This is a genomic window from Collimonas sp. NPDC087041, assembly GCF_044745265.1.
Classification (GTDB): Bacteria; Pseudomonadota; Gammaproteobacteria; order Burkholderiales; family Burkholderiaceae_D; genus Collimonas.
The window spans coordinates 619943-644801 of sequence record NZ_JBIUZX010000001.1 but is presented as its reverse complement, the minus strand read 5'-3'; the positions used below and the strand labels follow the sequence as shown (position 1 = coordinate 644801).

General features: G+C 60.7%; 18 protein-coding genes and 1 pseudogene. 16 read left to right on the top strand and 3 right to left on the bottom strand.

Annotated features, from left to right (window positions below; all coding sequences use genetic code 11):
- Positions 1 to 84: 84 nt before the first annotated feature.
- The 3 genes and pseudogenes from ACIPF8_RS02955 to ACIPF8_RS02945 form a co-directional block, all read right to left on the bottom strand.
- Entirely contained in the window at positions 85 to 951 is an 867-nt protein-coding gene (locus tag ACIPF8_RS02955; RefSeq protein ID WP_400416983.1) for an alpha/beta fold hydrolase, read from the bottom strand.
- A 259-nt stretch (positions 952 to 1210) separates the two neighbouring features.
- Positions 1211 to 2251, bottom strand: a pseudogene (gene ssuD / locus ACIPF8_RS02950) (FMNH2-dependent alkanesulfonate monooxygenase); the annotation flags it as partial.
- A 16-nt stretch (positions 2252 to 2267) separates the two neighbouring features.
- The gene (locus ACIPF8_RS02945; protein ID WP_400416982.1) at positions 2268 to 4670 is read right to left on the bottom strand and encodes a TonB-dependent receptor; all 2403 of its coding nucleotides are present in this window, start codon (positions 4668 to 4670) and stop codon (positions 2268 to 2270) included.
- Between the two features lie 274 nt (positions 4671 to 4944).
- On the opposite strand from ACIPF8_RS02945, the gene ACIPF8_RS02940 reads away from it, so the two are divergent.
- From ACIPF8_RS02940 to ACIPF8_RS02865, 16 genes are all read left to right on the top strand, one after another.
- Complete coding sequence (locus ACIPF8_RS02940) at positions 4945 to 5886, top strand: LysR family transcriptional regulator (RefSeq protein ID WP_400416981.1); 942 nt, start codon at positions 4945 to 4947, stop codon at positions 5884 to 5886.
- Between the two features lie 185 nt (positions 5887 to 6071).
- The gene (locus tag ACIPF8_RS02935) at positions 6072 to 6935 is read left to right on the top strand and encodes an ABC transporter permease (RefSeq protein WP_400416980.1); all 864 of its coding nucleotides are present in this window, start codon (positions 6072 to 6074) and stop codon (positions 6933 to 6935) included.
- A 2-nt stretch (positions 6936 to 6937) separates the two neighbouring features.
- Positions 6938 to 7825: an ABC transporter ATP-binding protein gene (locus ACIPF8_RS02930; RefSeq protein WP_400416979.1), complete on the top strand. Its 888-nt coding sequence runs from the start codon at positions 6938 to 6940 to the stop codon at positions 7823 to 7825.
- Positions 7826 to 7829: 4 nt separating this feature from the next.
- Positions 7830 to 9071: an acyl-CoA dehydrogenase family protein gene (locus ACIPF8_RS02925; protein WP_400416978.1), complete on the top strand. Its 1242-nt coding sequence runs from the start codon at positions 7830 to 7832 to the stop codon at positions 9069 to 9071.
- A gap of 28 nt (positions 9072 to 9099) precedes the next feature.
- Positions 9100 to 10212 carry an LLM class flavin-dependent oxidoreductase gene (locus tag ACIPF8_RS02920; protein ID WP_400416977.1) on the top strand — a complete coding sequence of 371 codons (1113 nt, stop codon included), beginning with the start codon at positions 9100 to 9102 and terminating at the stop codon, positions 10210 to 10212.
- A gap of 14 nt (positions 10213 to 10226) precedes the next feature.
- A complete protein-coding gene (locus tag ACIPF8_RS02915) occupies positions 10227 to 11183 on the top strand; it encodes a D-isomer specific 2-hydroxyacid dehydrogenase family protein (RefSeq protein WP_400416976.1) in 957 nt (318 codons plus the stop codon).
- 32 nt (positions 11184 to 11215) lie between these two features.
- Positions 11216 to 12082, top strand: a complete 867-nt coding sequence (locus tag ACIPF8_RS02910) for a class II aldolase/adducin family protein (RefSeq protein WP_400416975.1) — start codon at positions 11216 to 11218, stop codon at positions 12080 to 12082.
- Between the two features lie 64 nt (positions 12083 to 12146).
- On the top strand, positions 12147 to 13142 hold the full coding sequence (locus tag ACIPF8_RS02905) for an ABC transporter substrate-binding protein (RefSeq protein WP_400416974.1): 996 nt from the start codon (positions 12147 to 12149) through the stop codon (positions 13140 to 13142).
- Positions 13143 to 13177: 35 nt separating this feature from the next.
- Positions 13178 to 13684, top strand: a complete 507-nt coding sequence (locus tag ACIPF8_RS02900; RefSeq protein WP_400416973.1) for a RidA family protein — start codon at positions 13178 to 13180, stop codon at positions 13682 to 13684.
- Positions 13685 to 13945: 261 nt separating this feature from the next.
- Positions 13946 to 15313, top strand: a complete 1368-nt coding sequence (locus ACIPF8_RS02895) for an LLM class flavin-dependent oxidoreductase (protein ID WP_400416972.1) — start codon at positions 13946 to 13948, stop codon at positions 15311 to 15313.
- A gap of 66 nt (positions 15314 to 15379) precedes the next feature.
- A complete protein-coding gene (locus ACIPF8_RS02890; RefSeq protein ID WP_400416971.1) occupies positions 15380 to 17785 on the top strand; it encodes a TonB-dependent receptor plug domain-containing protein in 2406 nt (801 codons plus the stop codon).
- Positions 17786 to 17830: 45 nt separating this feature from the next.
- Positions 17831 to 19429: a flavin monoamine oxidase family protein gene (locus ACIPF8_RS02885; RefSeq protein WP_400416970.1), complete on the top strand. Its 1599-nt coding sequence runs from the start codon at positions 17831 to 17833 to the stop codon at positions 19427 to 19429.
- Between the two features lie 11 nt (positions 19430 to 19440).
- Positions 19441 to 19875, top strand: a complete 435-nt coding sequence (locus ACIPF8_RS02880) for a c-type cytochrome (protein WP_400416969.1) — start codon at positions 19441 to 19443, stop codon at positions 19873 to 19875.
- Between the two features lie 123 nt (positions 19876 to 19998).
- Positions 19999 to 20961 carry an ABC transporter substrate-binding protein gene (locus ACIPF8_RS02875; protein WP_400416968.1) on the top strand — a complete coding sequence of 321 codons (963 nt, stop codon included), beginning with the start codon at positions 19999 to 20001 and terminating at the stop codon, positions 20959 to 20961.
- A gap of 329 nt (positions 20962 to 21290) precedes the next feature.
- The gene (locus ACIPF8_RS02870; protein ID WP_400416967.1) at positions 21291 to 23846 is read left to right on the top strand and encodes a TonB-dependent receptor plug domain-containing protein; all 2556 of its coding nucleotides are present in this window, start codon (positions 21291 to 21293) and stop codon (positions 23844 to 23846) included.
- Complete coding sequence (locus ACIPF8_RS02865) at positions 23836 to 24828, top strand: ABC transporter substrate-binding protein (RefSeq protein ID WP_400416966.1); 993 nt, start codon at positions 23836 to 23838, stop codon at positions 24826 to 24828. The genes ACIPF8_RS02870 and ACIPF8_RS02865 overlap by 11 nt, the downstream gene beginning before the upstream one ends.
- Positions 24829 to 24859: the final 31 nt, after the last annotated feature.

Genomic DNA, 24859 nt, shown 5'->3' with positions numbered 1-24859 from the left:
GTATGCGGTTCGAGTATACGAACACGGCCTGAATCATGAAAGTAATCATAATTTCCTTGCATATGCGGTTTCCGTATATGCCGTTCATCGCAGCAGGAAATGCCGGACCACGGCAACCTGGTCGGCGTGCAGGAAAGTCGGCGCATGCCCCACTCCCGCGATTTGCGCCAATTCGGCTTGCGGGCCGCGACGCGTCATGGACGTTGCTATCTCCGCGCTGAGCAGCGTCGATTCCTGCCCGCGTATCAGCAAGGTCGGGCAGGAAATCGCATCGTAGATTTCCCACAGCGCCTGCTCACCCTGCCTGGCGCTCTCTTCCGTTGCCGCCAGCAGCGGCACCGACAGCGCCGGATCGTAATGAAATTCCCAGGTATTTTCCGCGGTTTTCCGCAATGCATTGCGCGCCAGCGTCTGCCATTGGCTATCGCTGTGCGGGCCCTGCCCGGCAGATATTTTCCTGACATGTTGAGCAGCTTCCTCGAAGGACGAAAACTGCAGGCGCCGGGCGATCTGCGCGCCAAGTGCGCGCATCCCTTCGGCATGCAGCTGCGGACTGGCGTCGTTCAATATCAGGCGTCTGACGAACGCGCCAGGCAGCGTTGCCAGCACCATGCCGACCAGTGCACCCAACGAGGTGCCCAGCACATCGACCTGCGACAACTGCAAACTGCTCAGCAGCGCCACAATGTCTTGCACGTATTGCCCCACCTGGTAATGCTGCGGGTCACGCAGGCGATCGGAGCGGCCGCGTCCAACCAGGTCGGGACAAATAATCCGATAGTCGCGACGCAACTCCTCGGCGAGAAAATCGAAATCGTCGGCTGCACGCACCAGGCCGTGGAGGCATAGCAGTACTTTTGGATTGGCGATGTCACCCCAATCCTTGTAATAGAACGTGTGCTTGCCGGCAGGCGACTGCGAAACCACGGAAGCGATATGAAATGGCGGCATGGAATAATGTTGATTGTGGTGTCGATTAATGAGAGTTTCGTAAAACCCGAAAAGCCGTAACCTTGATTTCGTCGCACTTAATTTCATCGCGCTTAACACACGCAGCTAACTGGGGTCAGAGTGAACTTTCTGCGCGCTTTTTTGCAGAAACTTCACTCTGACCCCAAACGACTCTGTCCATTTTCTGCGACTATGCAATGCATCATGAAACTCTCAATAATAAGAAGGGATGGAATCAGTGCTGCAGCAGCTCCGAGCGTAGTAATGGAAAAACCAGCTCGGCAAAGCGCGTCGCTTCTTCCAGGTGCGGGTAACCTGAAAAAATGAAGCTGTCGATGCCGAGGTCCGCGTATTCGTGGATGCGATCAGCGACCGTCTGCGGATCGCCCACCAGTGCGGTGCCGGCGCCGTTGCGGACCAGGCCGATGCCGGCCCACAGGTTCGGCGACACTTCCAGCTGATCGCGGCGGCCACCATGCAAGGCCATCATGCGCTGCTGGCCGACCGAGTCGAGACGCGCGAATGCCTTCTGCATGGCGGCAATGGTGTCGTCGGAAACATGGGCGATCAGGGCATTGGCGTCGGCCCAGGCCTGGGCGCTGGTTTCCCGTACGATGGCGTGCAGGCGGATGCCGAAGCGCAGCTTGCGGCCCTTGCTCCCTGCTTTCTCCCGCACTTGCCGGATCTTTTCCGCCACGGCCTGCGGCGGCTCACCCCAGGTCAGGTAGACATCGACATGGTCGGCCGCAATGTCTTGCGCCGCCAGCGAAGACCCGCCGAAATACACCGGCGGGTGCGGCTTCTGCAACGGCGGATAAAACAGTTTGGCGTTTTCCACATGCAGATGCTTGCCTTGATGGCTGACGCTGTCGCCGCGCAGCGTGTTCTTCCAGATATGCAGGAATTCGTCGGTCACGGCATAACGCTCGTCGTGATCCAGGAATACGCCGTCGCCATGCGCTTCGTCCGGATCGGCGCCGGTGACAAAGTTGAGCAGCAGACGTCCGTCAGAATAGCGGTCCAATGTCGCCGTCATGCGCGCTGCCAGCGTCGGCGATATGATGCCGGGCCGGATGGCGATCAGATAGCGCAGCTTTTCCGTCAACGGCACCAGCGATGAGGCCACCACCCAGGAATCTTCGCAAAACCTGCCAGTGGGAATCAGCACGCCGTAGTAACCCAGGCGGTCAACCTCTTGCGCGATTTCCTTCATGTAGGCAAGGCTGGCGGGACGCGCGCCGCCTGCGCCGGCCAAATCGTTACCGTCGCCGTGGGTAGGCAGGAACCAGAAAATACTCATCAAGAATCCCGTTCTTCTAGAAGTTGTAGCGCAAGGTGGCGCCGACAGTGCGCGAATCGCCAACCGCAGCGTTGTAGTACAAGCCGCTGGCCTGGGTTCCAGCGCCGGCCGAATAGACCGACAGGTAGTAGCGCTTGTCGAACAGATTACGTACCCAGAGCGACAGGTCCCAGGATTTGTCGCCTTGAACGATACGCCAGCCGGTGGCCAGGTTCACCAGGCCGTAGGAAGGAATCTCCGAATAGATCGAGTTATCCACTGAACCGCGGGTTGACGACCGCAACGCGTAACTGCCCGTCACGTACTGATCGACGTTGTCGCTCACGCGGTGTTGATATTCCGCCGACAGGTTGGCGGTCCAGCGCGGCACGCCCGCCACGCGCTGCCCGGTAAGATTGCAACTGGCCGGCGCGCCAGGCAAATTGGCCACTTCGGCCGGGCAAGGCGCCTTGTCATAGGACAGGTAAGTCGCATCGATGAACGAGGTGTTGAAGCCAAGTGTCAGGCCCTTGATCGGCTTGCCCTGTATTTCCAGCTCGGCGCCGCGGCTGCGCACCTTGCCGACATTGATCAGGGTCGGCAAACTGACGCCGTTGGCGCCGGCCAGGAAAGTCGTCGCCTGGTAATTATTGACGCCGGTCCAGAACACATTGGCGTTTACTTGCAGGCGCTTGTCGAGCCAGCTGCTCTTGATGCCCAGTTCGGCCGCATTGGCGCGCTCCGGCGCAATCAGCAACGAGTTGCTGCCGAGGGTTGGCGCATTGGATACGCCAACGATGCCCAGCCCACCCGATTTCTCGCCATGCGACAGCGAACCGTAGGCCAGCACATTCTGGTCAACTTTATAACTCAGGTTCAACAATGCAGCCGGACTGAAATTATTAATCTTCAAATTGCCGGAGTCGTAGGCACTGAGGCCGTAAGCACTCCAATAAGGCGCGGTGGCTGGATTGGCATTGAGCGGCGCATTGCGGCTTACCTCCCCGCTCTTCTCTTCATACGTGCCGCGCAATCCGGTCGTCAGATCGAAGCGGTTGTTGATATGCCATGTCGATTGGCCGAACAGCGCATAGCTGTCGGTATCGATATGCCCGGGCGAAATCGAGGTGACGTTATTCAGCACGCCGCGATTGACGCCGGTAATGCCGATGTCAGCCTTTGGCCCGTAATCGAGAAAGGTCTGGTTGGAAAGGTGCTGGTTGAAGTAATAAGCACCGACCACGTAGTCAAAAGCGCCGCCGGTCGGTGATGCCAGCCGGACCTCCTGGGAAAACTGGTGATCATTGACCTGGGTGCCGTAGTTGGTCAGCGTTGGCGCAAATACCCCGTTCACCGGACTGAAGTTCCAGAAGCGCCATGCCGTTACCGAAGTCAGTTTGAAACCGTCGCTCAGCTTCCAGTTGGCTTCAGCCGACGCGCCACCCTGGCGCACACTGAGGCTTTGATTGCCGTTGAAGTTGAGCTGATACTGGCCGGGATTGGTAACCGGCTGGTTGCCTAACTTGCTGCTGAGCTGGAGATATTTGTTGACGCCGTTGACCGTCGGTCCGGTGCTGTACAACAGCGGCACGCCGTTGCTGGAATTTTCTTCGCTGTAATCGGCGATCAGGCGCAAGCTGAAATTGTCATCGGGACGGTACAGCAATTGCCCGCGGATACCTCGGCGGGTGCCGCCGTTGAGTTTTTCGCCGTTGCTGATATTAGTGACGTTACCGTCTTGCCCGGTCTGCGAAACGGTCAGGCGCCCGGCCCAGGTGTCGTTGAACGGCCCGGACAACGTAGCCTTGGTCTGATAATAGCCGCGTGATCCGACCGACGCCTCGACGCTATTGTCGTGTTCGAATGTCGGTTGGCGCGTGTTGATGTTCAGTACGCCGGCGGTGGTGTTCTTGCCGAACAAGGTGCCTTGCGGTCCGCGCAGCAGTTCGATCTGGTCGATATCCAGCAAATCGGTCACCGCCATGCTGGCCCGACCCAGGAACACGTTATCCAGGTAGAGCCCGACGCTGCCGTCGATGCCGTCGCTGTTGCCCGCATTATTGCCGATACCGCGCACGCTGATGCTGGCTTGCCGCGGCTGCGCCAGTGATACCGTGGTGCTTGGCAGCAGTTGTTGCAGGTCCTGCAATTTATAAACGCGTTGCTCGGCCAACGCATCGCCGCTCAGTACCGTGATGGCTACCGGCACCTGCTGCGGATTTTCATCGCGGCGGCGCGCATTGACGGTCACCGTTTGCAGCGCTTCCGATTCACCGTCGGTCTTGGCCGAAGCGATTGTGATTGCCGCGTTGCCGTCGGCTGTTTGCGCATATGCCGGATAGGCAGCGGAGATCGCCGCCAATATCACTGAAATGCGCAAGCTGCGTTGGCGCAGCCGTGCTTGCCGTCGTTGTTCTGTGTTACCTGTCGTTGCTTTCAATTGTTTCTCCCCGTGCCGATTCATTCGGTCGCTGCCTGTCTTTTTGTTTCGTGCAGCGCCAGCCGTATTACGATGATAAGTATGTCGGCAAGCGCGCAAGGAATCTGGCGCGCTGGCGACACAGCAACAGAAGAAATCGTTATATCCATATGGCATAGACCCTCGGTCTCATCTCGCCAATATCAGATATGGTCCAAACGAAAATGCCAATCCACGATGACAATGTTGCTGTTAAAATCCGTATAAATAACTCACGGATATATGCGAATTTCTTATGAAGATAGATGATATCGATGCCTTCGTCGCCGTCGTGCGCTGTCAATCCATCAGCCTTGCGGCTGAATCCCTGCAGCTGACGCAACCAGCCATCACGCGACGCATCCAGAGTTTTGAAGAGGCATTGGGAATCGACCTGCTGGACCGCAGCACCAAGCCGCCGCGGCCGAATGCGATGGGCAAGCTGGTGTACGAACAATGCCGCGCAGTGCTGCGCGAAGTGGAATCGCTGCGCGATCTGGTCACCCACGACAACTTGCCAAGCGGCGTTTTTCGCCTGGGCGTGATCCAGTCGATCGGCGACATCGCGCTGTTGGATGCGCTCAGACAAATCAAGGATAGTTTTCCGGAACTGAATACCCAGGTGTCAACCGGCTGGGGTTCGCAACTGGTCGACAAGGTCGCCAACGGTGAACTCGATGCCGCTACCGCGCTATTCCCGGCTACCAAAGTGCTGCCGGATGGCGTCAGCGGCAAGACCTTGGGACGGATCGAACTGATTGTGGTCGCCCCCAAGGGCGAAATGACGCGCCGCAGCTACAAGCTGGCCGACTGCCATGAGCGTGGCTGGGTTCTCAATCCCGATGGCTGCGGCTTCCGCGCCGGCTTGCAGCGGGCGTTGGCAGGCCAGGGCCTGTCGTTCAAGATCAACCTCGAAACCTTCGGCGCCGACCTGCAACTCGGCCTGGTGGCGAACGGCCTGGGACTCGGCCTGATGCCGCAACCGCAACTGGCGCGCAGCCGTTATCGCGACCAGTTGGATGTGGTCAGTGTCACCGATTTCAAACCGCTACTCGACATCTGGCTGATCCAGCAAACACGCCTGCCTAGTGGCCAGCAGCAGGCGGTCGACCTGTTTGGCAGCGCCGTGGCGCGCACCTTCGACAGCAGCGCAGAGCACAGCGGAGGCGCCGAACCGCGACGCCGGCTGCGGGCTTGATCCGTCGCTCAGATCGCGCCAGCATTATTCGCAAAATTCATATTTTCATATAATAAATAATTCGTTTTATCATAATATCGCACCGCTTATGATCCGTTTTACGGTCGCACCGCACTGTTCGCCTCAAGGCGCCAGGCAAGGGTTTCGACGACCGGTGGCAACTGTTTTACGGATCAGCAAGCACGATGTCGATATCTACCGCCTCACTCCCCGGCTCTCTTCCGGCCGCAGCGCAGCCGACGCCCGCCGAGACCAATAAACCGGCCTTGCGCCAAGTACTGCGACGCCGCCTCCTGGCATTCCTGTCGCGCGCCGCCAGCCCAATCGCCATCCTGGTGCTTTGGGAAATCGCATCGCGGCTGGGCTTCATTCCTGAACGCATCCTGGCCGCGCCGTCGCAAATCGGCAGTACTTTCGGCGCACTGGTGGCGTCCGGCGAAATGGGCAGCAATATCCTGGTATCGCTCGGCCGGGTGCTGACCGGCCTGTCGATTTCACTCTCGCTAGGCACCGCGCTGGCACTGATCGCCGGCCTCTCCCGCCGTGGCGAAGTGATCGTCGATTCACCGATGCAAATGGTGCGCACGCTACCATTCGTAGGGCTGGTGCCGTTATTCATCCTGTGGTTCGGCATCGGCGAAGTCACCAAAGTAACGCTGATCGCCTTTGCCACTACCTTCCCGATGTACCTGACGCTGTACAGCGGCATTCGCAGCATCGACGCCAAGCTGATCGAGGCTGGCCGCCTGTTCGGCCTGAGCCAGCTAGGTCTGATATGGCATGTGATCCTGCCCGGCGCTCTGCCCTCCTTCCTGCTGGGCCTGCGCTATGCGCTCGGCATCAGTTGGCTATCGCTGGTGATCGTCGAACAGATCAACGCCACCGCCGGCCTCGGCTACCTGATCAACAACGCCCGCGATTTCATGCGCACCGACATCATCGTGGTCTGCCTGCTGGCTTACAGCCTGCTGGGCTTGTTTACCGACGTGCTGGTGCGCAGCATCGAACATTTCGCGCTGGCCTGGCGCCCATCTTTCATCAAGGATTGACGATGCTGACCGCCAAACTTTCAGTTACAGATACAGAGCGCCTGCAAGATGAAGTCGCCAAGCCGGAAACCATCCGACCAAACCACAACACTGCCGTGCGCGCCCGCCAACTGAGCAAGCACTTTGGCGACAACACGATCCTGGATCGGCTTGATCTCGATATCCGGCCTGGCGAATTCATCGCCCTGCTCGGCCGCAGCGGCTCCGGCAAAACCACCTTACTGCGCGCGCTGGCCGGATTGGACAAGATCAGTTCCGGGGAGCTGCAAGTACCGTCGGCGCGTGCCGCGGTGTTCCAGGAACCGCGCCTGATGCCCTGGAAACGCGCCTGGCGCAATGTCGTGATGGGATTGCACATCGACCACGCACGCGAACGGGCGCGCCAGGCTCTCACCGAAGTCGGTCTGGCGCATCGTGAAAATGCCTGGCCAGGCACGCTCTCCGGCGGCGAAGCGCAACGCGTGGCGCTGGCGCGGGCGCTGGTGCGCGAACCGCAATTGCTGCTGCTCGACGAGCCGTTCGCCGCGCTCGATGCCCTGACCCGCATCCGCATGCACCAATTGATCCTGTCGCTGTGGCGTGTGCATCAACCTGCCGTATTGCTGGTGACGCACGATGTCGACGAAGCCGTGCTACTGGCCGATCGCGTGCTGGTGCTGGACGGCGGCCGCATCGTCGCTGATCTGCGCATCGACCAGCAACGCCCGCGTAGCGCCGAAAACCACGCATTCCAGCAAGTTCGTTCGCAGTTGCTGCGACTGCTGGGTGTCGAGCTGGACCCAGTTATTGCCGATCCGAAGCCGGCGCTGCATCTGGTGGCGAGCCAATCGGAAAGAGTCGAACAGCCGTCGCCCGCGGCCCCTTTCAACCTCAGCAATTTTTCCATCTGAACCCATGCCAACCAACACCTTGACGCCATTGCCGACGCAGATCGCATCACAGCTCGACACGCCAGAATTCGATCAGCTGCTGGCCACCTTGAGTGCCGAATTTGCCGCCAGTGCCGCCCAGCATGACCGTGACGGCAGCTTCCCGCACGAAAATTTCGAACGCCTGCACGAACACGGATTGCTAGCGCTGACAGTGCCACGGGCATTTGGCGGCCTCGCCGCCAACCTGGCGCAAACGCGCAAGGTGATTGCCGCAGTGGCTTACGGCGACCCATCCACCGCGCTGGTGCTGACCATGCAATATCTGCAGCACACGGCAACCCCACGTACTACGCGCTGGCCGCCGCACCTGTATCGGCAAGTGGCGGTCGATGCAGTACGCGACGGCGCGTTGATCAATGCGTTGCGGGTCGAACCCGAACTCGGCACGCCGGCACGCGGCGGCCTGCCGGCTACCGTGGCGCGACGGGTCCCCGAAGGCTGGCTGATCAGTGGCCGCAAACTGTACTCGACCGGCATTCCGCGCCTGACCTGGCTCTCGGTCTGGGCCCGTAGCGACGATCCGGAACCGCTGGTCGGCGCCTGGCTGGTGCACCGTGATACGCCGGGCATCTCGATCATCGAGAGCTGGGATCACCTTGGCATGCGCGCTACCGGCAGCCACGAAGTCGTATTCGACAACGTCTTGGTGCCGGCCGAGCATGCGGTCGATGTCGCGCCGGTCGGCAGCGCGCCGGAACTGGATCCGGTTCTGCTGCTATGGATGTCGGTGCTGCTAGGGGCTATCTATGACGGCGTCGCCCGCGCCGCCCGCGACTGGCTGGTGGAGTGGCTGCAGACGCGGGTGCCAGGCAATCTTGGCGTGCCGCTGGCGACCTTGCCGCGCTTCCAGGAAGTGGTCGGGCAGCTCGACGCCTGGCTGTTTTCCAATCGCGTCCTGCTGGATGCGGCGATTGCCGGCCTGGCCCAGCCCGGCGATGGTGGCCGGCTCAAATACCTGGTCACCACGCAGGCCATCGCGGTAGTCGAAAAGGCCATCGAGGTCAGCGGCAATCCCGGCCTGTCGCGCAGCAATGCCCTGGAGCGGCATTACCGCAATGTGCTGTGCAGCCGCATTCACACACCGCAGAACGACACCATCCTGGTTGCCGGCGGACGAGCGGCATTGGCCGTCCAACAGCAGCAACCGCAAGCAAAACCGCAGTCCCAGCCGCAACCCCAGACGACCGCAGTGCGCGCCGCCTGATCATCCATCTGTTTGACAAGGATTGAACATGAGCATCGAATTCATCGGCATCTCCGCCACCCAGGAAGCGTCTGAAACGCTGTTGCCGCACGGTCCCGTGATCGACAAGAGCTACGTCGGCGCCATCGCCCGCGCCCACGAATACGCCGGCTTCGACCGCGTGCTGGTGGCCCACAGCAGCAGCTCGGTGGACGGCTTCCAGGTCGCCGCCTACATCGCCCACGAAACCGAACGACTCGGCATCCTGCTGGCGCACCGGCCGGGCTTCGTCGCGCCTTCGCTGGCGGCACGCCAATTGGCCACGCTCGATCAGTTCAGCGACGGTCGGCTGGCGGTGCACATCATCAGCGGCGGCGACGACACCGAGCAGCAGCGTGACGGCGATTTCCTGAATCACGACGAGCGCTACCAGCGCACCGACGAATATCTCGATGTGGTCCGGAAAACCTGGACCGCTACTGCGCCCTTCGATCATGAAGGCCGACATTACCGTCTCAAAGGGCAAAACGCCAACGTCCGTCCGCAGCAAAAGCCGCACCTGCCGATCTATTTCGGCGGCTCCTCGGATGTCGCCATCGAAGTCGCCGGCAAGCATGCCGATGTGTACGCGCTGTGGGGTGAGTCGTTGGCGCAAGTCAAGGAAACCGTGGACAAGGTGCGCGCCGCCGCCGGTCGTCACGGTCGCGCCGACAAGATCCGCTTCAGCCTGTCGCTACGCCCGATCATCGGCGCCACAGAAGAACAAGCCTGGGCGCGTGCCGACCATATCCTGGAACAGGCGACGGCCAACGCCAACAAGAATGTGTTCTTTGCCAGCCGTCCACAACAACCGAAGAATGTCGGCTCGCAACGCCTGCTGGCCGCCGCCGCACAAGGAACGGTGGTCGACAAGCGCTTGTGGACCGGGATTGCCGCCCTGACCAAGGCTGCCGGCAATTCGACTTCGCTGGTTGGCACGCCGGAGCAGGTGACCGAGTCGCTGCTGGATTACTACGATCTCGGCATCACCACGTTCCTGATCCGCGGTTTCGACCCGGTAGCCGACGCCTTGCAATACGGGCGCGAACTCATCCCGCTGGTGCGCCGCGCCGTGGCTGAACGCGAATCGGCAGCAGCAACGCCGGCCCAGCAAGCGGCCTGAACGGAGAACCGAGCATGAGTGAAATCGTCGTCGCCAGCCAGTTTGACCCGGCTGTCAATCTGCGCATCGCCGAACAAGCCAGCGTGCGCGTCATCGACCTGGCGCCGGGGCCGTTGGCCGCGCTGCCTGGCGATGCCAGTGTGCTGTTTGCCCTGCCTTTCAGCAAAGGCGGCGGCGCCAGCGCTGCCCAGACCGCGCCGGTCCCGGACGGTTGGCCGTTCAAACTGGATTGGGTACAACTGGCTTCGGTCGGCATTGACTATTACCCGGCCTGGCTGTTTCAAGGCCCGGTAGTCACCTCGGCGCGCGGCACAGCGTCTGACGCCATCGCCGAATACGTGCTGGCGGCGATTTTCAGCGCTGCCAAACGCATTCCAGATATCTGGTTGCAGGACGCCTCGCAATGGCAACGCCGGACCTTGTCGCTGGTGCAAGGCAGCGTGCTCGGCCTGTATGGCTTCGGCTCGATCGGCCGCACGCTGGCGCAACGGGCGCAGGTGCTCGGCATCAAGGTGCTGGCGTTGCGCCGCTCGGATGCGCCGTTCGAGATCGATGGCGTCGAAGGCGTCGCCAGCCTGGCCGAACTGGCCGCCCGCTCCGACCACCTGGTGCTGGCGGCGCCGGCCACCGCCGCCACCCGCCACGCCATCAACCATGCGGTGCTGGCGCAGGCCAAGCCCGGCCTGCACCTGATCAACATCGCGCGCGGCAGCCTGATCGACGACGAGGCGCTGCTGGCAGCGCTGGATGCCGGCCGTGTCGGCCTGGCGACATTGGACGTGACCGAGCCGGAGCCGCTGCCGGCCGGGCATCGTTTCTATGGCCATCCACAGGTTCGCCTGTCGCCGCATATTTCACCGAGCACCGACCACATCGTGCAGGCATTGCTGGACAAGTTTTTCGGCAACCTGCAGCGCTTCCGCAGCGGCCAGCCCCTGACCGACATCGTCGATCCGGCGCGCGGCTATTGAACATTCCCTCCACATCCAAGGATTCGCACATCATGAGCACCTCTCCCCTGCATAGCGCGCCGCTGTCCAAACCGCACTTGCGCGTAGTCGGCAATCCGCCGCCAAGGCCTGCCATATACTCGGCTCCGCGCGATGCCGACGGCAACATCATCTTCGCCGAGCCGCCACCGCCGCCAACGCTGGAAGCCGCGCGGCTGCACCGCAAGCAGCGGCTGGCCGCCTCGTTCCGCCTGTTCGCCCGCTACGGCTACGACATGGGCGGCGCCGGCCACATCACTGCACGCGATCCGGAAAATCCTGAGCATTTCTGGGTCAATCCGGCCGGCGTCTACTTCGGCCACATCCGCGTCTCGGATCTGCTGCTGGTCAGCCACAGCGGCAAGATCCTGCACGGCGACGGCTTACTGAACCGCGCCGCCTTCGCCATCCATTCCGAGTTGCACAAGGCGCGTCCTGACGTGATCGCCGCCGCCCACTCGCACGGCTTGTGGGGCAAGGCGTTCTCGGCGCAGGGGCGTTTGCTCGATCCGCTGACCCAGGATTCCTGCGCTTTCTACAACGACCATGTAATTTTTTCCGAATACAGCGGCGTCGTGCTCGACACCAGCGAAGGCGAACGCATCGCCAAAAAGCTTGGCAACCACAAAGCGGCGATCCTGCAGAACCATGGCTTGCTGACAGTTGGCGGCTCGGTCGAATCCGCAGTGTGGCGCTATATCGCGATGGAAAACGCCGCCCAGGCGCAATTGATCTCTGAAGCCGCCGGCCCCACCAAGCCTTTATCGCAGGCGGTGGCGCAACACACTGCTTCACAGATCGGCAGCGATGCCGGCGGCTGGTTCAGCTTCCAGCCCTTGTGGGACGTGGTGACACGCGAAGAGCCGGACCTGTTCGATTAATGCGTGCCGGAAGCAGCGCTTACCGGCGAACTCAAGAATCTCATCATTTGCATAAAGGATAACGATGACGCACCACCACTCGGCAGGCTTCAGCCGCCGTCGTTTTCTCCAGACCAGCGCGGGTGCTGGACTCGGGTTGAGCCTGGGCTTCGGTGCGGGTAACGCATTGGCCGCGCCGTTTTCACGCGACACCTTGTTGCGGGTCGCCTCCTACAAAGGCGATGCATCTTTCTTTTACAAAGATGTCGGTACGGATAATTTCCCCTATCGCGTCAACTACGCCGAATTCGCCGGTGGCAACCTGATCGTCGAAGCCATCTCCGGCGGCTCGATCGATCTCGGCGGCATGAGTGAAATTCCGCCAATTTTTTCGGTGCAAAGCGGTGCGCCACTAAAGCTGATTGCGGTGCTGCGCGGCGATGTCAACAACCAGGTGCTGCTGGTGCCGCAACAATCGAAAATCCGCGATGCCGCCGACCTGAAGGGCTTGCGTGTCGGCTATGTGCGCTCAACCACTTCGCATTACCTGTTGCTGCGCTTCCTCAAGGAAAAGGGTTTGAGCTTTGCCGACATCAAGCCGATCAGCTTGTCGCCGCAAGACGGACTGGCAGCATTTCAGAGCGGCCAGCTCGATGCCTGGGTCATCTACGGCCCGCTGATCCAGCTGGCGCGTAAGCAAGGCGCACGTATCGTCAAGACCGGGCTCGGCTACCTGTCCGGCAACTACCTGCTGGCAGCGCATACCAAGGCTATTGCCGATCCAATCAAACATGCCGCCATCGGCGACTATCTGCTGCGCGAGCGTAAAGTGTATCAATGGATCAACCACAATCCGGATGCCTACGCTACCAAGCTGGCGCAAATTACCGGCCTGCCGAAATGGCTGTTCGACGAACAACGCAAGCAGCAGAGCCAGCCGACCGAACTGGTCGCGATCGACGATGCGGCAATCCGCTCGCAGCAACAGGTTGCCGATGTCTTCACCGACAACAAGGTGCTCGACCGCCGTATCGATGTCAGCGGCTTATGGGATCGCAGCTTTAGCAGCGTGCTGAGCTGATTACCCTTTCCTTCTCAACGTAAAGAAAGAAACGCATGAAAAAAACCAATGTTCTTCTGGGCCTGGCGTTTGGCGGCCTGCTGCTCGCCACCGCCACTGCCGGCGCGCAGGAAATCAAACGCATTCCTTTGCCGAATTCCGATTTCCCGATCCTGCAAGCAGTGGTAGTGCCGCCGAATGCCAGCACCATTTACCTGAGCGGCATCTTGCCGGAAGTTAGCAACAAGGATGCGCCGAAAGGTTCGTTTGAGGCATTCGGCGATACCGAGACGCAAACCGTTTCCGTGTTCCGCCGCATCGAAGCCGCACTGGCCAGCCAGGGACTCACGTTAGGCGACATCATCCAGTTGAAAGTATTTCTGGTCGGCGATCCGCGCAAGGACGGCAAGCTGGATTTCGCCGGCTTCCAGTCCGGTTACACCAAGTTCTTCTCAACCAAGGAGCAGCCCAACAAGCCGGTGCGCTCGGCCTTCCAGATTGCCGGCCTGGCGCTGCCCGGAGCATTGATAGAAATCGAAGCCACCGCAGCAAAAGTGCGCTGAACGGCGACTGATTCATCCCATCGGGATCGTAGTCCGACATCAATACCGGAGCTGTGCTGCGCACGGCTCCGCGTCTCATCACAAACTCATCCGTCACGCCTTTCCTGTATCCAGGAATGCCTAAATTCGCCATTTCAAATCACACGTCGCACCTCCATTTTCATTCTCGATATGCATATTTAGATAGAACAATAATTACGTTCATTTATTATTATTTGATGTGTACCATCGGTTCATCAACTCATCACAACGGAGAGCAAGATGACCAATGCACAGCAAAATACCGCACAAAAAAAACGTCAGATAAAACTCGGCACCACCATCCAGGGCGCCGGCACCACGCAATCCGCCTGGAAGCATCCGCAAGTGGCGCTCGATGCCAGCGTCAGCTTCGCGCACTACAAGCAGGTTGCGCAGAAAGCCGAAGCCGGTAAGTTCGATTTCCTGTTCATCGTCGACAGCACCTTCATCACGCCAAAATCGGCGCCGCATTTTCTGAACCGACTGGAGCCGCTGACAGCCTTGTCCGCGCTGTCGACGGTGACCACGCATCTGGGGCTGGTTGGCACGCTGTCGGTATCGTTCACCGAACCGTACACCGCCGCCAGGCAGTTTGCCTCGCTCGACCTGCTCAGCCAGGGCCGCGCGGGCTGGAACGTGGTGACCACCGGATTGGAAGGCGCTGCGCTCAACTACAGCAAGACTGAGCATTTGCCGCACAACGTGCGCTACAAGCTGGCGCAAGAACATCTGGAAGTGGTGCAAGGCCTGTGGGATTCGTGGGAAGACGATGCCTTCGTCGGCGACCGCAAAGCAGGCATCTTCTTCGATCCGAAAAAATTGCATTCGCTTGAGCACAAGGGTGAGTTTTTCTCGGTCAAGGGTCCGCTCAACATTGCCCGCTCCAAGCAAGGCCAGCCGGTAATTTTCCAGGCCGGTAGTTCGGAAGACGGACGCAATCTGGCGGCCCGCAGCGCCGATGCGATCTTCACCATCCATGACAGCTTCGAGCAGGCGCGCGAGTTCTATCAGGACATCAAGCGCAGGACCGCCGCCTTCGGCCGCACACCGGAAGAAATCCTGGTGTTGCCTGGCATCGATCCAATCATTGGCCGCACCGCAGAGGAAGCCGAGCGCAAGTATCAGGAGCGAGTCGAACTGATCACCGTCGAGGAGGCGCTGGATCAACTCGGACGTCCGTTCACCTATCTCGACTTCTCCGTCTATCCGCTCGATGCGCCATTCCCGGAACTGGGCGACATCGGCAGCAACAGCTACCGCAGCTATACCGACAAGATCAAGAAAGTGGCGAAGGAAGAAAACTTGACCCTGCGCCAGACCGCCCTGCGCTTCGCGGTGCCGCGCAGCAGTTTCATCGGCACTCCGGAGCAGGTGGCCGATGTCGCGCAAAAGTGGTTCGAGCAAGGCGCTGCCGACGGTTTCATCATCGGCACGGCCGGCGCCAACGGGCTGGATGACTTCGTCGATCTGGTGGTGCCGATCCTGCAGGCGCGCGGCCTGTTCCGCAATGAATACGAACACGACACGCTACGCGGCAACCTGGGCCTGAAATTTGTGGAAAACCGCCACACCCAGAGTAGCGCAGCCGTCAACAAAATCGCTGCATAAAAATAATCCATCAATCAAAAAAATATTTCCAACTTATTTCATCAACCGGGCAAGCAAGGGGAAAGTATGTCGTCAGCTGCATCTAGTCACCAGACTCATTCGAAACGCAAAAAAATCAAACTCACCGGCGTCGCCATCGCTGTCGGTGGCATATTTGCAGTAGGCCCGACGTTAGCCGCGGACGGTGCCGACAAGAGCACCGACATAGGCAACATCCAGGACGTGATAGTCACCACCGGCACCCGCGATACGCAAAAGGCGGCGCGTGAAAGCCTGAGTCCGATCGACGTCATCAGCGCCGCCGAACTGCAAAAAACCGGCCAGACCGACCTGCGCGACGCGTTGGTCAAGCTGTCGCCATCAATCACGCGCCAGGCAATGGGCGCCGATGCCGCCAACCTGACCAGCGCCCTCACCATGCGCGGCCTCAGCCCCAACCACGTGCTGGTGCTGGTCAACGGCAAGCGGCGCCATACTTCGGCCAACATCACCGCCGACGCCGGTCCGCAGCAAGGCTCGACGCCGGTCGATATCGACCTGATCCCGGTCAGCGCGGTCGACCATATTGAAATCCTGCGCGACGGCGCCGCGGCGCAATACGGCTCGGACGCTATCGCCGGGGTCATCAACATCATCCTGAAATCGTCCAGCCGCGGCGGCAGCGCCACCACCAGCGTCGGCCAGTACAATGCCGGCGACGGCCTGAACTTTGGCGGCGCCGCCGACATCGGCACCGAGCTGGGCCGCGACGGGTTCCTGCACTTGAGCGCCGAGTACCGCAATCAGGACCATACCAATCGTGGCGGAATCGACAGCCGCACCAACACCAGTATCAACAAGATTCTTGGCGATCCTGAAATCAAGCGCGAATCGGTCGCCTTCAATGCCGGCTATGCAATCAACGACGACGTCGAGCTGTATGGCTTTGGCACCTATGCGCACCGCACCAGCGCCAGCTATCAGAATTACCGCTTGCCGACAGTGCTGCCGTCGATCTATCCCAACGGCTTTACACCGCAGGAGACCAGCAGCGAAAACGATTACTCGCTGACCGGCGGTATCCGCGGCGACAAACTTGGCGCCTGGCACTGGGATTTGAGTTCGACCTACGGCGGCGACGACATCAATATCGGCATGACCGACTCCGCCAACACCAGCCTGTTCGCCGCCACCGGTAGCACGCCGACCGGCTTCCATCTGGCGCAATACAAGAATTTCCAGTGGACCAATAACCTGGACGTCGGACGGCCGGTCGATATCGGCTTCCTACCGGCACCGCTGAATATCTCGCTCGGCGCCGAACATCGGCAGGAAACCTACCAGGTCGGCGCCGGCGATGCCGCGTCCTCATTCGGCAGCGGCAGCCAGGCCTTGCCGGGCCTGGGCGCACTTAGTGTCGGCAGTTTCTCGCGCAACGTCCTGGCCAGCTACGCGGATTTTTCCACCAAGCTGACGCCGCAATGGGAAGTCGACCTGGCCGGCCGCTTCGAGCATTACAGCGATGCCGGCAACACTACCAACGGCAAATTCTCGACACGCTATGAACTCGATCCGCGCCTGGCGGTGCGGGCCACGGTCAGTACCGGCTTCCGTGCGCCGTCCTTGGCGCAGGAGTATTACACCAGCCTGGCGGTATCGCCGACCAGCGCCACCGGCCTGCTTGGCGTCAATTCAGCCGCGGCAAGGAGCCTGGGAGCGCAACCGCTGAAGCCGGAAAAATCGACCAGTTTCAACGTCGGCATCGTCGCCGAACCGGTCGACAAACTCAGCATCACGGTCGACGCTTACCAAATCGGCATCAAGGACCGTATCGTCCAGGGTGGCAGCTACTCCGGCCAGACCGCGATCGATGCACTAACTTCCTCGGGCCTCAACTTGCCGTCCGGCCTGACCTCGGTGCAAGCCAGCTACTTCGCCAACGGCGTCGATACCCGCACCCGTGGCGTCGACATTGTCGCCAGCTACAAGACCAACCTCAAGGAATGGGGAAAGATCGATTGGGATTTTGGCGCCAACCTGAATCAAACCAGCGTCACGCGGGTCGCCAAGGACGCCAACGGGAATATCCTGCTGAACGCGCAGCAAATCGGTTACCTGACCAGTGCCACGCCCCGCAACAAGCTGATCGTGGGCGGCGTCTGGACCAAGGATAAATGGGGCACCAGCCTGCATGTGACGCGTTTCGGCAAAACCTCCACCGAGGCCACCTACTACACCGGCCCGAACGCATTCTCGACCACCACTTTCAACCACATCGAGAACACGCCCAAGTTCATCACCGACCTGGAAGTGCGCTATTCATTTACCAACAGCTTCCAGGTGGCGCTCGGCGCCAACAACCTGTTCAACGTTTATCCGACCAAGCTGCCGCCTGAAAACCGCTACCTCGGGGTATCCCAGTACAACATCTACTCGTCACAGATTGGCATCAATGGCGCGTTCTACTACCTGAGAGCGAACTACAAGTTCTGATCCGATGAACCAGGCGCACATCTTTGCGGAATAACCGACAACCCTATGACAAACATGCAAAACACCATCAGCCGGCGCCAGTTGCTATCGCTGGTCGGCAAGGCTGCCGGCGGCGCCGCCATGTACCAGGCAATGACCAGCCTCGGCTTCGCTGCCGAGTCGACATACAACGGGCCATTGAAGTTACAAGGTGCACCGAAAAACACCACCATCCTGATCCTCGGCGCCGGCATCGCCGGCCTGGTGGCCGCCTATGAACTCAAGCAGGCCGGCTACCAGGTCAAGGTGCTGGAATACAACAAGCGCGCCGGCGGCCGCTCCTGGACCATCCGCGGCGGCGACGAATATACCGAACTGGGCGGCGCCAAGCAGCGCTGCGAATTCGACCAGGGCCACTACATCAATCCCGGCCCTTGGCGGATTCCGTACAACCATCACGCGATACTCGATTACGCCAAGCGCCTGAACGTACCGCTGGAGCCATTCATCCAGGTCAATTACAACGCCTACCTGCATGCCAAAAAGGCCTACGGCGGCAAACCGCAGCGCTACCGCCAGGTGCAGGCCGACTACCACGGCTATGTGGCGGAACTGTTGGGCAAGGCGGTCAACAAGAACCAGCTCGATGCGGCACTGTCGCGCGAAGACCAGGAGAAGCTGCTGGAGTCTTTGAAAAGCTGGGGCGCGCTCGACAAGGATTACCGCTATCTGTCAAGCCCGCTCACCAGCGACCGCCGCGGCTACGATGTCGACCATGGCGGCGGCCTGATGCCAGAGGCGGTGCCATCGCAGCCGTTGAAACTGGATGAACTGCTGCAATCCGGCCTGTGGCAAAAGCTGTCGGCCGGCAGCGGCCAGGAATTCCAGAGTTCGATTTTCCAGCCGGTCGGCGGCATGGATCAGATCGCCCAGGCGGTGTATCGCCAGGTAGCAAGCCTGGTGCAGTTCAACGCCAAGGTTACCAAAATCGAACAGGGTGAAAACGGCGTCACGGTCACTTACAACGATGCCGACAGCAACGGTGGCACAGCTCGGCAAGCCAAGGCCGACTGGCTGCTGTGCACGATTCCGCTATCGATCCTGAGCGAAATCGAAATCAATGTCAGCCAGCCGTTGCAAGATGCGATACAGGCAGTGCCGTACGAGAATTCAGTCAAGGTCGGCTTGCAGTTCAAGCGTCGCTTCTGGGAACAGGATGAACATATTTACGGCGGCATCAGCTATACCGACCAGGCCATCTCCACCATCAGCTACCCGTCGACCGGCTACGGCCAACCTGGCAAGGGCGTGCTGCTAGGCGCCTATATATGGGGTCCGAATGCCTATGAGTTCGGCGCGCTGACGCCGCAGCAACGGGTGCAACTGGCGCTGCAGCAAGGCGCTCAGGTGCATCCGCAGTACTTGCAGGAATTCGACAACGGCGTTGCCGTCAGCTGGAACCGGGTGCCGTTCATCAACGGTTGCTTCGGCACATGGACCGATGAGTTGCGCAAGCAGCACTACAAGAACCTGTGCCAAATCGACGGCCGCATTGTGCTGGCCGGCGAGCACGCCTCCTACATTCCGGCCTGGCAGGAAGGCGCGGTGCTGTCGTCGCTCGATGCAATCACTCGTCTGCATGCGCGCATCAAGTCCAAGGTTTGAACGGGAAAATAATGAAAACACAAAAAAACCATCGCAGGGTGGCAATCCTCAGCTTTGCGTGTATTGCCTTGCTCCCGCTATCCGCCCTCTTTGCATTGCCGGCCTCAGCCGCCAGCGACGCTCCGGCCGTCGCCCTGTCGGAAGGATGGCGTTTCGTCGAACAAGACGGCGAGAGCCTGTACCGCGCCAGCTGCCAGGGCTGCCACATGGCGAAAGGTGAAGGCGCATCGGGCGCCGGCCACTTCCCGGCGCTGGCCGACAATCCACGCCTGGCCGGCGCGGCATATCCGATCTACAACGTGCTGCATGGCCGACATGGCATGCCCAGTTTCGGCAAATACATGAGCGACGCGCAGGTGGCGGAGGTCGTCAACTATACGCGCACTCATCTGGGTAACAACTACGCTGATGTCGTCACGGCGGAGGATGTAAAAAAATTGCGCTAACAGGTTTTAACAACCCGTTATCGAGAGTTTCATGATTCGCGACATGGCAACAGAAAATGGACAGAGTCATCTGGCGTCGGAGTTTTTTGTTAGCTGCGTGCGTTAAACACAACGAAAGAAAATATGAAAACAACCTCTGTACGACATCAGGTATTACCGAGCTGGCACTGGTTATTAGCCGGGATCGTGGCGCTGGCCTGCCATGGCGCCGCGCATGCGGCTGCCACGGAAGTATTGCGAGTCGGCGACCAGCGACAAGGGACGCGTGGCATTCTGGAAGCTTCAGGCTTGCTAAAGGATTTGCCGTACCGGATTGAGTGGTCCGACTTTCCTGCGGCCCAACCGTTGGGCGAAGCCCTCAACGCTGGCGTCATCGATACCGGCGCATTGGGCGATGCGCCGCTGATCTTTGCGCTGGCGGCCGGCGCCAGGGCGCGTGCTGTCAGCGCTTCCAAATTACAGTCAGAAGGACTTGCCGTCGTCGCCAACGCCAATTCGCCGATCACCGACGTCGCCAGCCTGAAAGGCCGGCGCATCGCCACTACGCGCGGGTCGATCGGCCATTTCCTGGTGATCGTCGCGCTGCAAAAAGCCGGCCTCAAGACCAGCGACGTGAACCTGGTTTTCCTCAACCCCTCCGACGCCAAGGCCGCGCTGTCGGCCGGTGCAGTGGATGCCTGGTCGACCTGGGATCCTTATGTCGCCATCGAAGAATTGCACGATCACGCCAAAGTGATCGTCAATGCGGTCGGCTTGCGGGACTCCTATACTTACCAGGCCGCTACCGACGACGCCATCCGCAACAAGCACGCGATCCTTGCCGATTTCCTGCAGCGTTGGGCGCAGGCACAACGCTGGGCGCTGCTGCATCCTGAGCAAGTGGCCGAGGCGCAGGCGCGCATCACCGGCCTGCCGAAGGAAGTCCTGACCTACATCTACGCCCGGGCCAAGCTGCATCCAGTGCCGATCGATGCTGAAGTGATCCGCGCCCAGCAGCGCACCGCCGATGTCTACGAAGGTGCCGGCGTGATTCCGCGCCATCTCGATGTCGGGCCAAGCTTCGACACCAGCTTCAAGTTGAAATAACGGCGCTGTTGGCCAACAAGACAGATCGGGCCGGGTTGCTATCGCACCTGGCCCGATCTGTTTCCGCTGCCGTTGCCACTGCTGTTGCCGATTCTGCAGTCGCTGACGCGACCCGTTTTCAACGCATTTTATTATGCTCAATTTTCATATTTGAATATCATAAATAATTCGTTTTGTAATAATTAAACTCCCCATATCATCTCTTCACGATGCGCCTCTGTATGCAGTTGGTGCAGCGTCGACAGCCGTCGCAAGGCCCGGCCACAGGGCCTGTTGCATCACTCCGCAAGACACCGCTTCACCACATCAACCACACAGGGGAGTTTTTCATGCAGTCATCGCACCACCGCAAGCGCCGACGGGTACGCACATTGTCCGTTGCCACACTTTTGTCCGCCGGCTTGGCCGGTAACTATGGACTGGCGTATGCGCAACAGGAGGCCGGCAATGACAGCCAGGCCGGCGGCAAGAAAACCGCCACCAGCATCGGCCAGGTGCAGGATGTGGTGGTCACCACCGGCGTGCGCGGCGAGCAGCGCACCGTTGCCGATAGCCCGGCGCCGATCGACGTCATCAGCGGCGACCAATTGCAGCATACCGGCCGCGCCGAATTGAGCGAAGCGCTGGCACGGCTGCTGCCCTCTTTCAATTTCGGCACCAACATCGCCGGCGTCAATTCGGTGATCCGCCCGGTCAGCAACCGCGGCTTGGGGCCGGCATACACACTGGTGCTGGTCAACGGCAAGCGGCGCCACAATTCGGCGCTGCTGACCAATGGCGGCGGCGACAGCAGTGGCGTCAATGCGGTCGACCTCGATACCATTCCGCTGTCAGCGGTCGATCATATTGAAGTATTGAAGGATAGCGCGGCCGCCCAATACGGCTCGGACGCGGTCGCCGGCGTGGTCAATGTGGTGCTTAAAACCGGCAGCCACGGCGGCAGCATCAGCGTCGAGGACGGCAGCCTGTATGGCGGCAACGGTGATCTCAGCAACCGCAAGGTGAGCGGCGACGTTGGCTTCGAACTGCCCAACGACGGCTTCATTCACCTGAGCGCGGATGCTCGCAAACGTGGCCAGTCGTGGTGGAACCTGCCGGCAACCAACACCACCGTCTACTCTCCTGCCAGCAATCCCAAGAACGCCACCTGGAATCGCGACGGCGCGCACAACGGCGACCCCGGCGTCGAAGCCTACAACATCGGGTATAACGCCGAACTGCCGCTCAACAACGGCATCACCGTGTATTCGTTCGGCACCGCCGGTACCAGCAATGTCGTCGCCGGCAACAACTTCCGCCGTCCGAACGGACTCGGCACCATCACGCAGATTTACCCGGACGGGTATTTCCCACTGAATAACGCCAGCTCCTATGACTTCCAGGTGACCGCGGGCGCCAAAGGGATATTTGATGGCTGGAACTGGGACTTTAGTACAGGCTACGGCAAGAATCACGTGCGCCAGTACAGCAACCTGACTATCAATCCATCGCTGGGGCCGGCCTCGCCGACCAGCTTCGATGAATTGGCCACCTTCCAGTTCGAGCAATGGACCACCAACGCCGACTTCACCAAGGCCTTCAACCTCGGCCTGGCCAAACCGGTGCAACTGTCGTGGGGCCTGGAACAGCGCAGCGAGCGCTTTTCCACCTATGCCGGCGATCCGCTCGGCTATATCAACGGCGGCTATATCTTCCAGCCGGGCGACCAGCCTGGCAACCCTAACGTCGGCAGTCCGGCTGCCGTCGGCGCACAGGGCGCAATCGCGCTGGCGCCGCAGGACGCTGCCAACATCCGCCGCAATGTGCTGGCGACCTACGCCGATGTCGGCTTCTACCCGACCGACAAATGGTTCGTCGACGTTGCCGTGCGCGGCGAGCACTACGACGACAGCGCCGGCAACACCATCAGCGGCAAGCTCAACTCGCGCTATGACCTGACGCCGCAGATCGCAGTGCGCGGCACCATCGGTTCCGGCTTCCGGGCGCCGTCGCTGACGCAGATCGGTTACGCCCAGACCGACAATCGCACCAACATCAATCCAGTCACAGGCGCGGTCGGGCCGAGCCTGTCGAAACTGCTGCTCAATGATTCGCCGCTGGCGCGGGCGCTCGGCGCGCAGGATCTGAAGCCGGAAAAATCGGTCAACTTCGGCCTCGGTGTGGTCTTGAAACCGACCGACAATCTGAACGTCACGCTCGATGCCTATCAGATCAACATCAAGGACCGTATCGTCCGCACCGGCTATCTGTTCGGCCCGGCGCTGGCCCCATTGCTGCAGGCGAATGGCCTGACCGGCACCGAATGGGTCCAATACTTCGCCAACGGTGTCGACACCCGTACCCGCGGTCTCGATCTGGTGGCCGACACCACCACCGATTTCGGCCGCCTCGGCGTAGTGCGCTGGAATGCCGGACTCAACTGGAATCGTACCGACATCACCGGCATCAAGGCCACGCCGGCCCAGCTAAGCGGACTCGGCGCCAATCCCGGCGGCAGCCTGACCTGGTTCGGCTATTCCGCCAGCGGCGGCATCGGTGAACTGACTTCGGCTCAGCCGCGCACCAAGCTGATCCTCGCTGGCCGCTGGCTGGTCAAGGATTTCGATGTCAACCTGCAGACTACTCGCTACGGCTCCTACATCTGGCAAACCACGCCGACCCTGGCCTACAAGTTCGGCGCCAAGTGGATTACCGATCTCGACATCACATACGCGCTGACCAAATCGATCAAGTTGACCATAGGCGCGGCCAACCTGTTCGATGTGCGCCCAGACAAGAACGGCCCCGGCGATCCTAGCACCGGCGGCTCCAGCTTCTACTACGGACCATCGCCGTTTGCACCGACCGGCGGCTTCTACTATGCAAAGGCTTCCTATGATTTCTAAACGCGTCCGGCACGCCGGACTGTCGCTGCTGGCAATCATGGCCTTGGCCGCCTGCGGCAAGCAGGCCAAGCCGGTTGCCGAAGCCGGTCCGCCCGACCTCAGCAAAGTCACACTGGTATTGGGCGACCAGGTGAATTTCACGCGCACCAAGGCCGAGGCTGCGGGCGTGCTGGAAGGAACGCCTTACAAGATCCAATGGGCCAGCTTCCAGGGCGCGGCGCCGTTGTTCGAAGCGGTGCGCTCCGGCGATGTCGATACCGCACCGGCCGCCGATACGCCGGTACTGGCAGCTGCTGCCGGCGGCGCACCAATCAAGCTGATAGCAGCGGCGGTGTCGCCAACAGCTGCCACCGGCGTAGCGATACTGGTGCCACCCGGGTCACCGATCAAGACCGTCGCCGATCTCAAGGGCCGCACGGTGATCGTCTCATCGGCGCGCGGCAGCGTCGCCCAGTACGTCCTGTTCGGCGCCTTGCGCGAAGCCGGATTGACCGAGCACGACTTGACCATCGGCTTCATGCTGCCGGGCGATGCCTCGGTGGCATTCTCATCCGGCAAGATCGAAGCCTGGGCTACCTTCGGCACCTACCAGGCGGCGGCTGAACTGCATGGCGCGCGCGTGCTGCGTGACGGCGTGGGCATCTACAGCGGCACCGGCCTGATCGCCGCCTCGGACAAGGCACTGGCCGATCCCGGTAAACGGGCGGCATTGGCCGACGTCCTGCAACGGCTGGCGCGCGCCAACGACTGGGTGATCCAGCATCCGACTGAGTATGCGCGCGTGTTCGCCAAACTGACCGGATTACCGGACGACGTGGTGGCGCTGGTGCTCAAGCGCGAACACCCTCAACTGGTACCGGTCGACGCCCATATCGTCGAGCAACTGCAAAAAATTGCCGACACTTTCTATGAAGCCAAGCTGTTTCCGGTCCGCGTCGACGCCGCCAAGCTGGCCGACACCGATATTTTCAAACTGCCGTAGGCAAGATCGCGGCATTTTCTCCCTCACCCAA

Bases quoted from the DNA above. Each gene is read 5' to 3' on its own strand.
- ACIPF8_RS02955 (WP_400416983.1), bottom strand. From the start codon at position 951: ATGCCGCCATTTCATATCGCTTCCGTGGTTTCGCAGTCGCCTGCCGGC.
- ACIPF8_RS02940 (WP_400416981.1), top strand. From the start codon at position 4,945: ATGAAGATAGATGATATCGATGCCTTCGTCGCCGTCGTGCGCTGTCAA.
- ACIPF8_RS02935 (WP_400416980.1), top strand. From the start codon at position 6,072: ATGTCGATATCTACCGCCTCACTCCCCGGCTCTCTTCCGGCCGCAGCG.
- ACIPF8_RS02930 (WP_400416979.1), top strand. From the start codon at position 6,938: ATGCTGACCGCCAAACTTTCAGTTACAGATACAGAGCGCCTGCAAGAT.
- ACIPF8_RS02925 (WP_400416978.1), top strand. From the start codon at position 7,830: ATGCCAACCAACACCTTGACGCCATTGCCGACGCAGATCGCATCACAG.
- ACIPF8_RS02920 (WP_400416977.1), top strand. From the start codon at position 9,100: ATGAGCATCGAATTCATCGGCATCTCCGCCACCCAGGAAGCGTCTGAA.
- ACIPF8_RS02915 (WP_400416976.1), top strand. From the start codon at position 10,227: ATGAGTGAAATCGTCGTCGCCAGCCAGTTTGACCCGGCTGTCAATCTG.
- ACIPF8_RS02910 (WP_400416975.1), top strand. From the start codon at position 11,216: ATGAGCACCTCTCCCCTGCATAGCGCGCCGCTGTCCAAACCGCACTTG.
- ACIPF8_RS02905 (WP_400416974.1), top strand. From the start codon at position 12,147: ATGACGCACCACCACTCGGCAGGCTTCAGCCGCCGTCGTTTTCTCCAG.
- ACIPF8_RS02900 (WP_400416973.1), top strand. From the start codon at position 13,178: ATGAAAAAAACCAATGTTCTTCTGGGCCTGGCGTTTGGCGGCCTGCTG.
- ACIPF8_RS02895 (WP_400416972.1), top strand. From the start codon at position 13,946: ATGACCAATGCACAGCAAAATACCGCACAAAAAAAACGTCAGATAAAA.
- ACIPF8_RS02890 (WP_400416971.1), top strand. From the start codon at position 15,380: ATGTCGTCAGCTGCATCTAGTCACCAGACTCATTCGAAACGCAAAAAA.
- ACIPF8_RS02885 (WP_400416970.1), top strand. From the start codon at position 17,831: ATGACAAACATGCAAAACACCATCAGCCGGCGCCAGTTGCTATCGCTG.
- ACIPF8_RS02880 (WP_400416969.1), top strand. From the start codon at position 19,441: ATGAAAACACAAAAAAACCATCGCAGGGTGGCAATCCTCAGCTTTGCG.
- ACIPF8_RS02875 (WP_400416968.1), top strand. From the start codon at position 19,999: ATGAAAACAACCTCTGTACGACATCAGGTATTACCGAGCTGGCACTGG.
- ACIPF8_RS02870 (WP_400416967.1), top strand. From the start codon at position 21,291: ATGCAGTCATCGCACCACCGCAAGCGCCGACGGGTACGCACATTGTCC.
- ACIPF8_RS02865 (WP_400416966.1), top strand. From the start codon at position 23,836: ATGATTTCTAAACGCGTCCGGCACGCCGGACTGTCGCTGCTGGCAATC.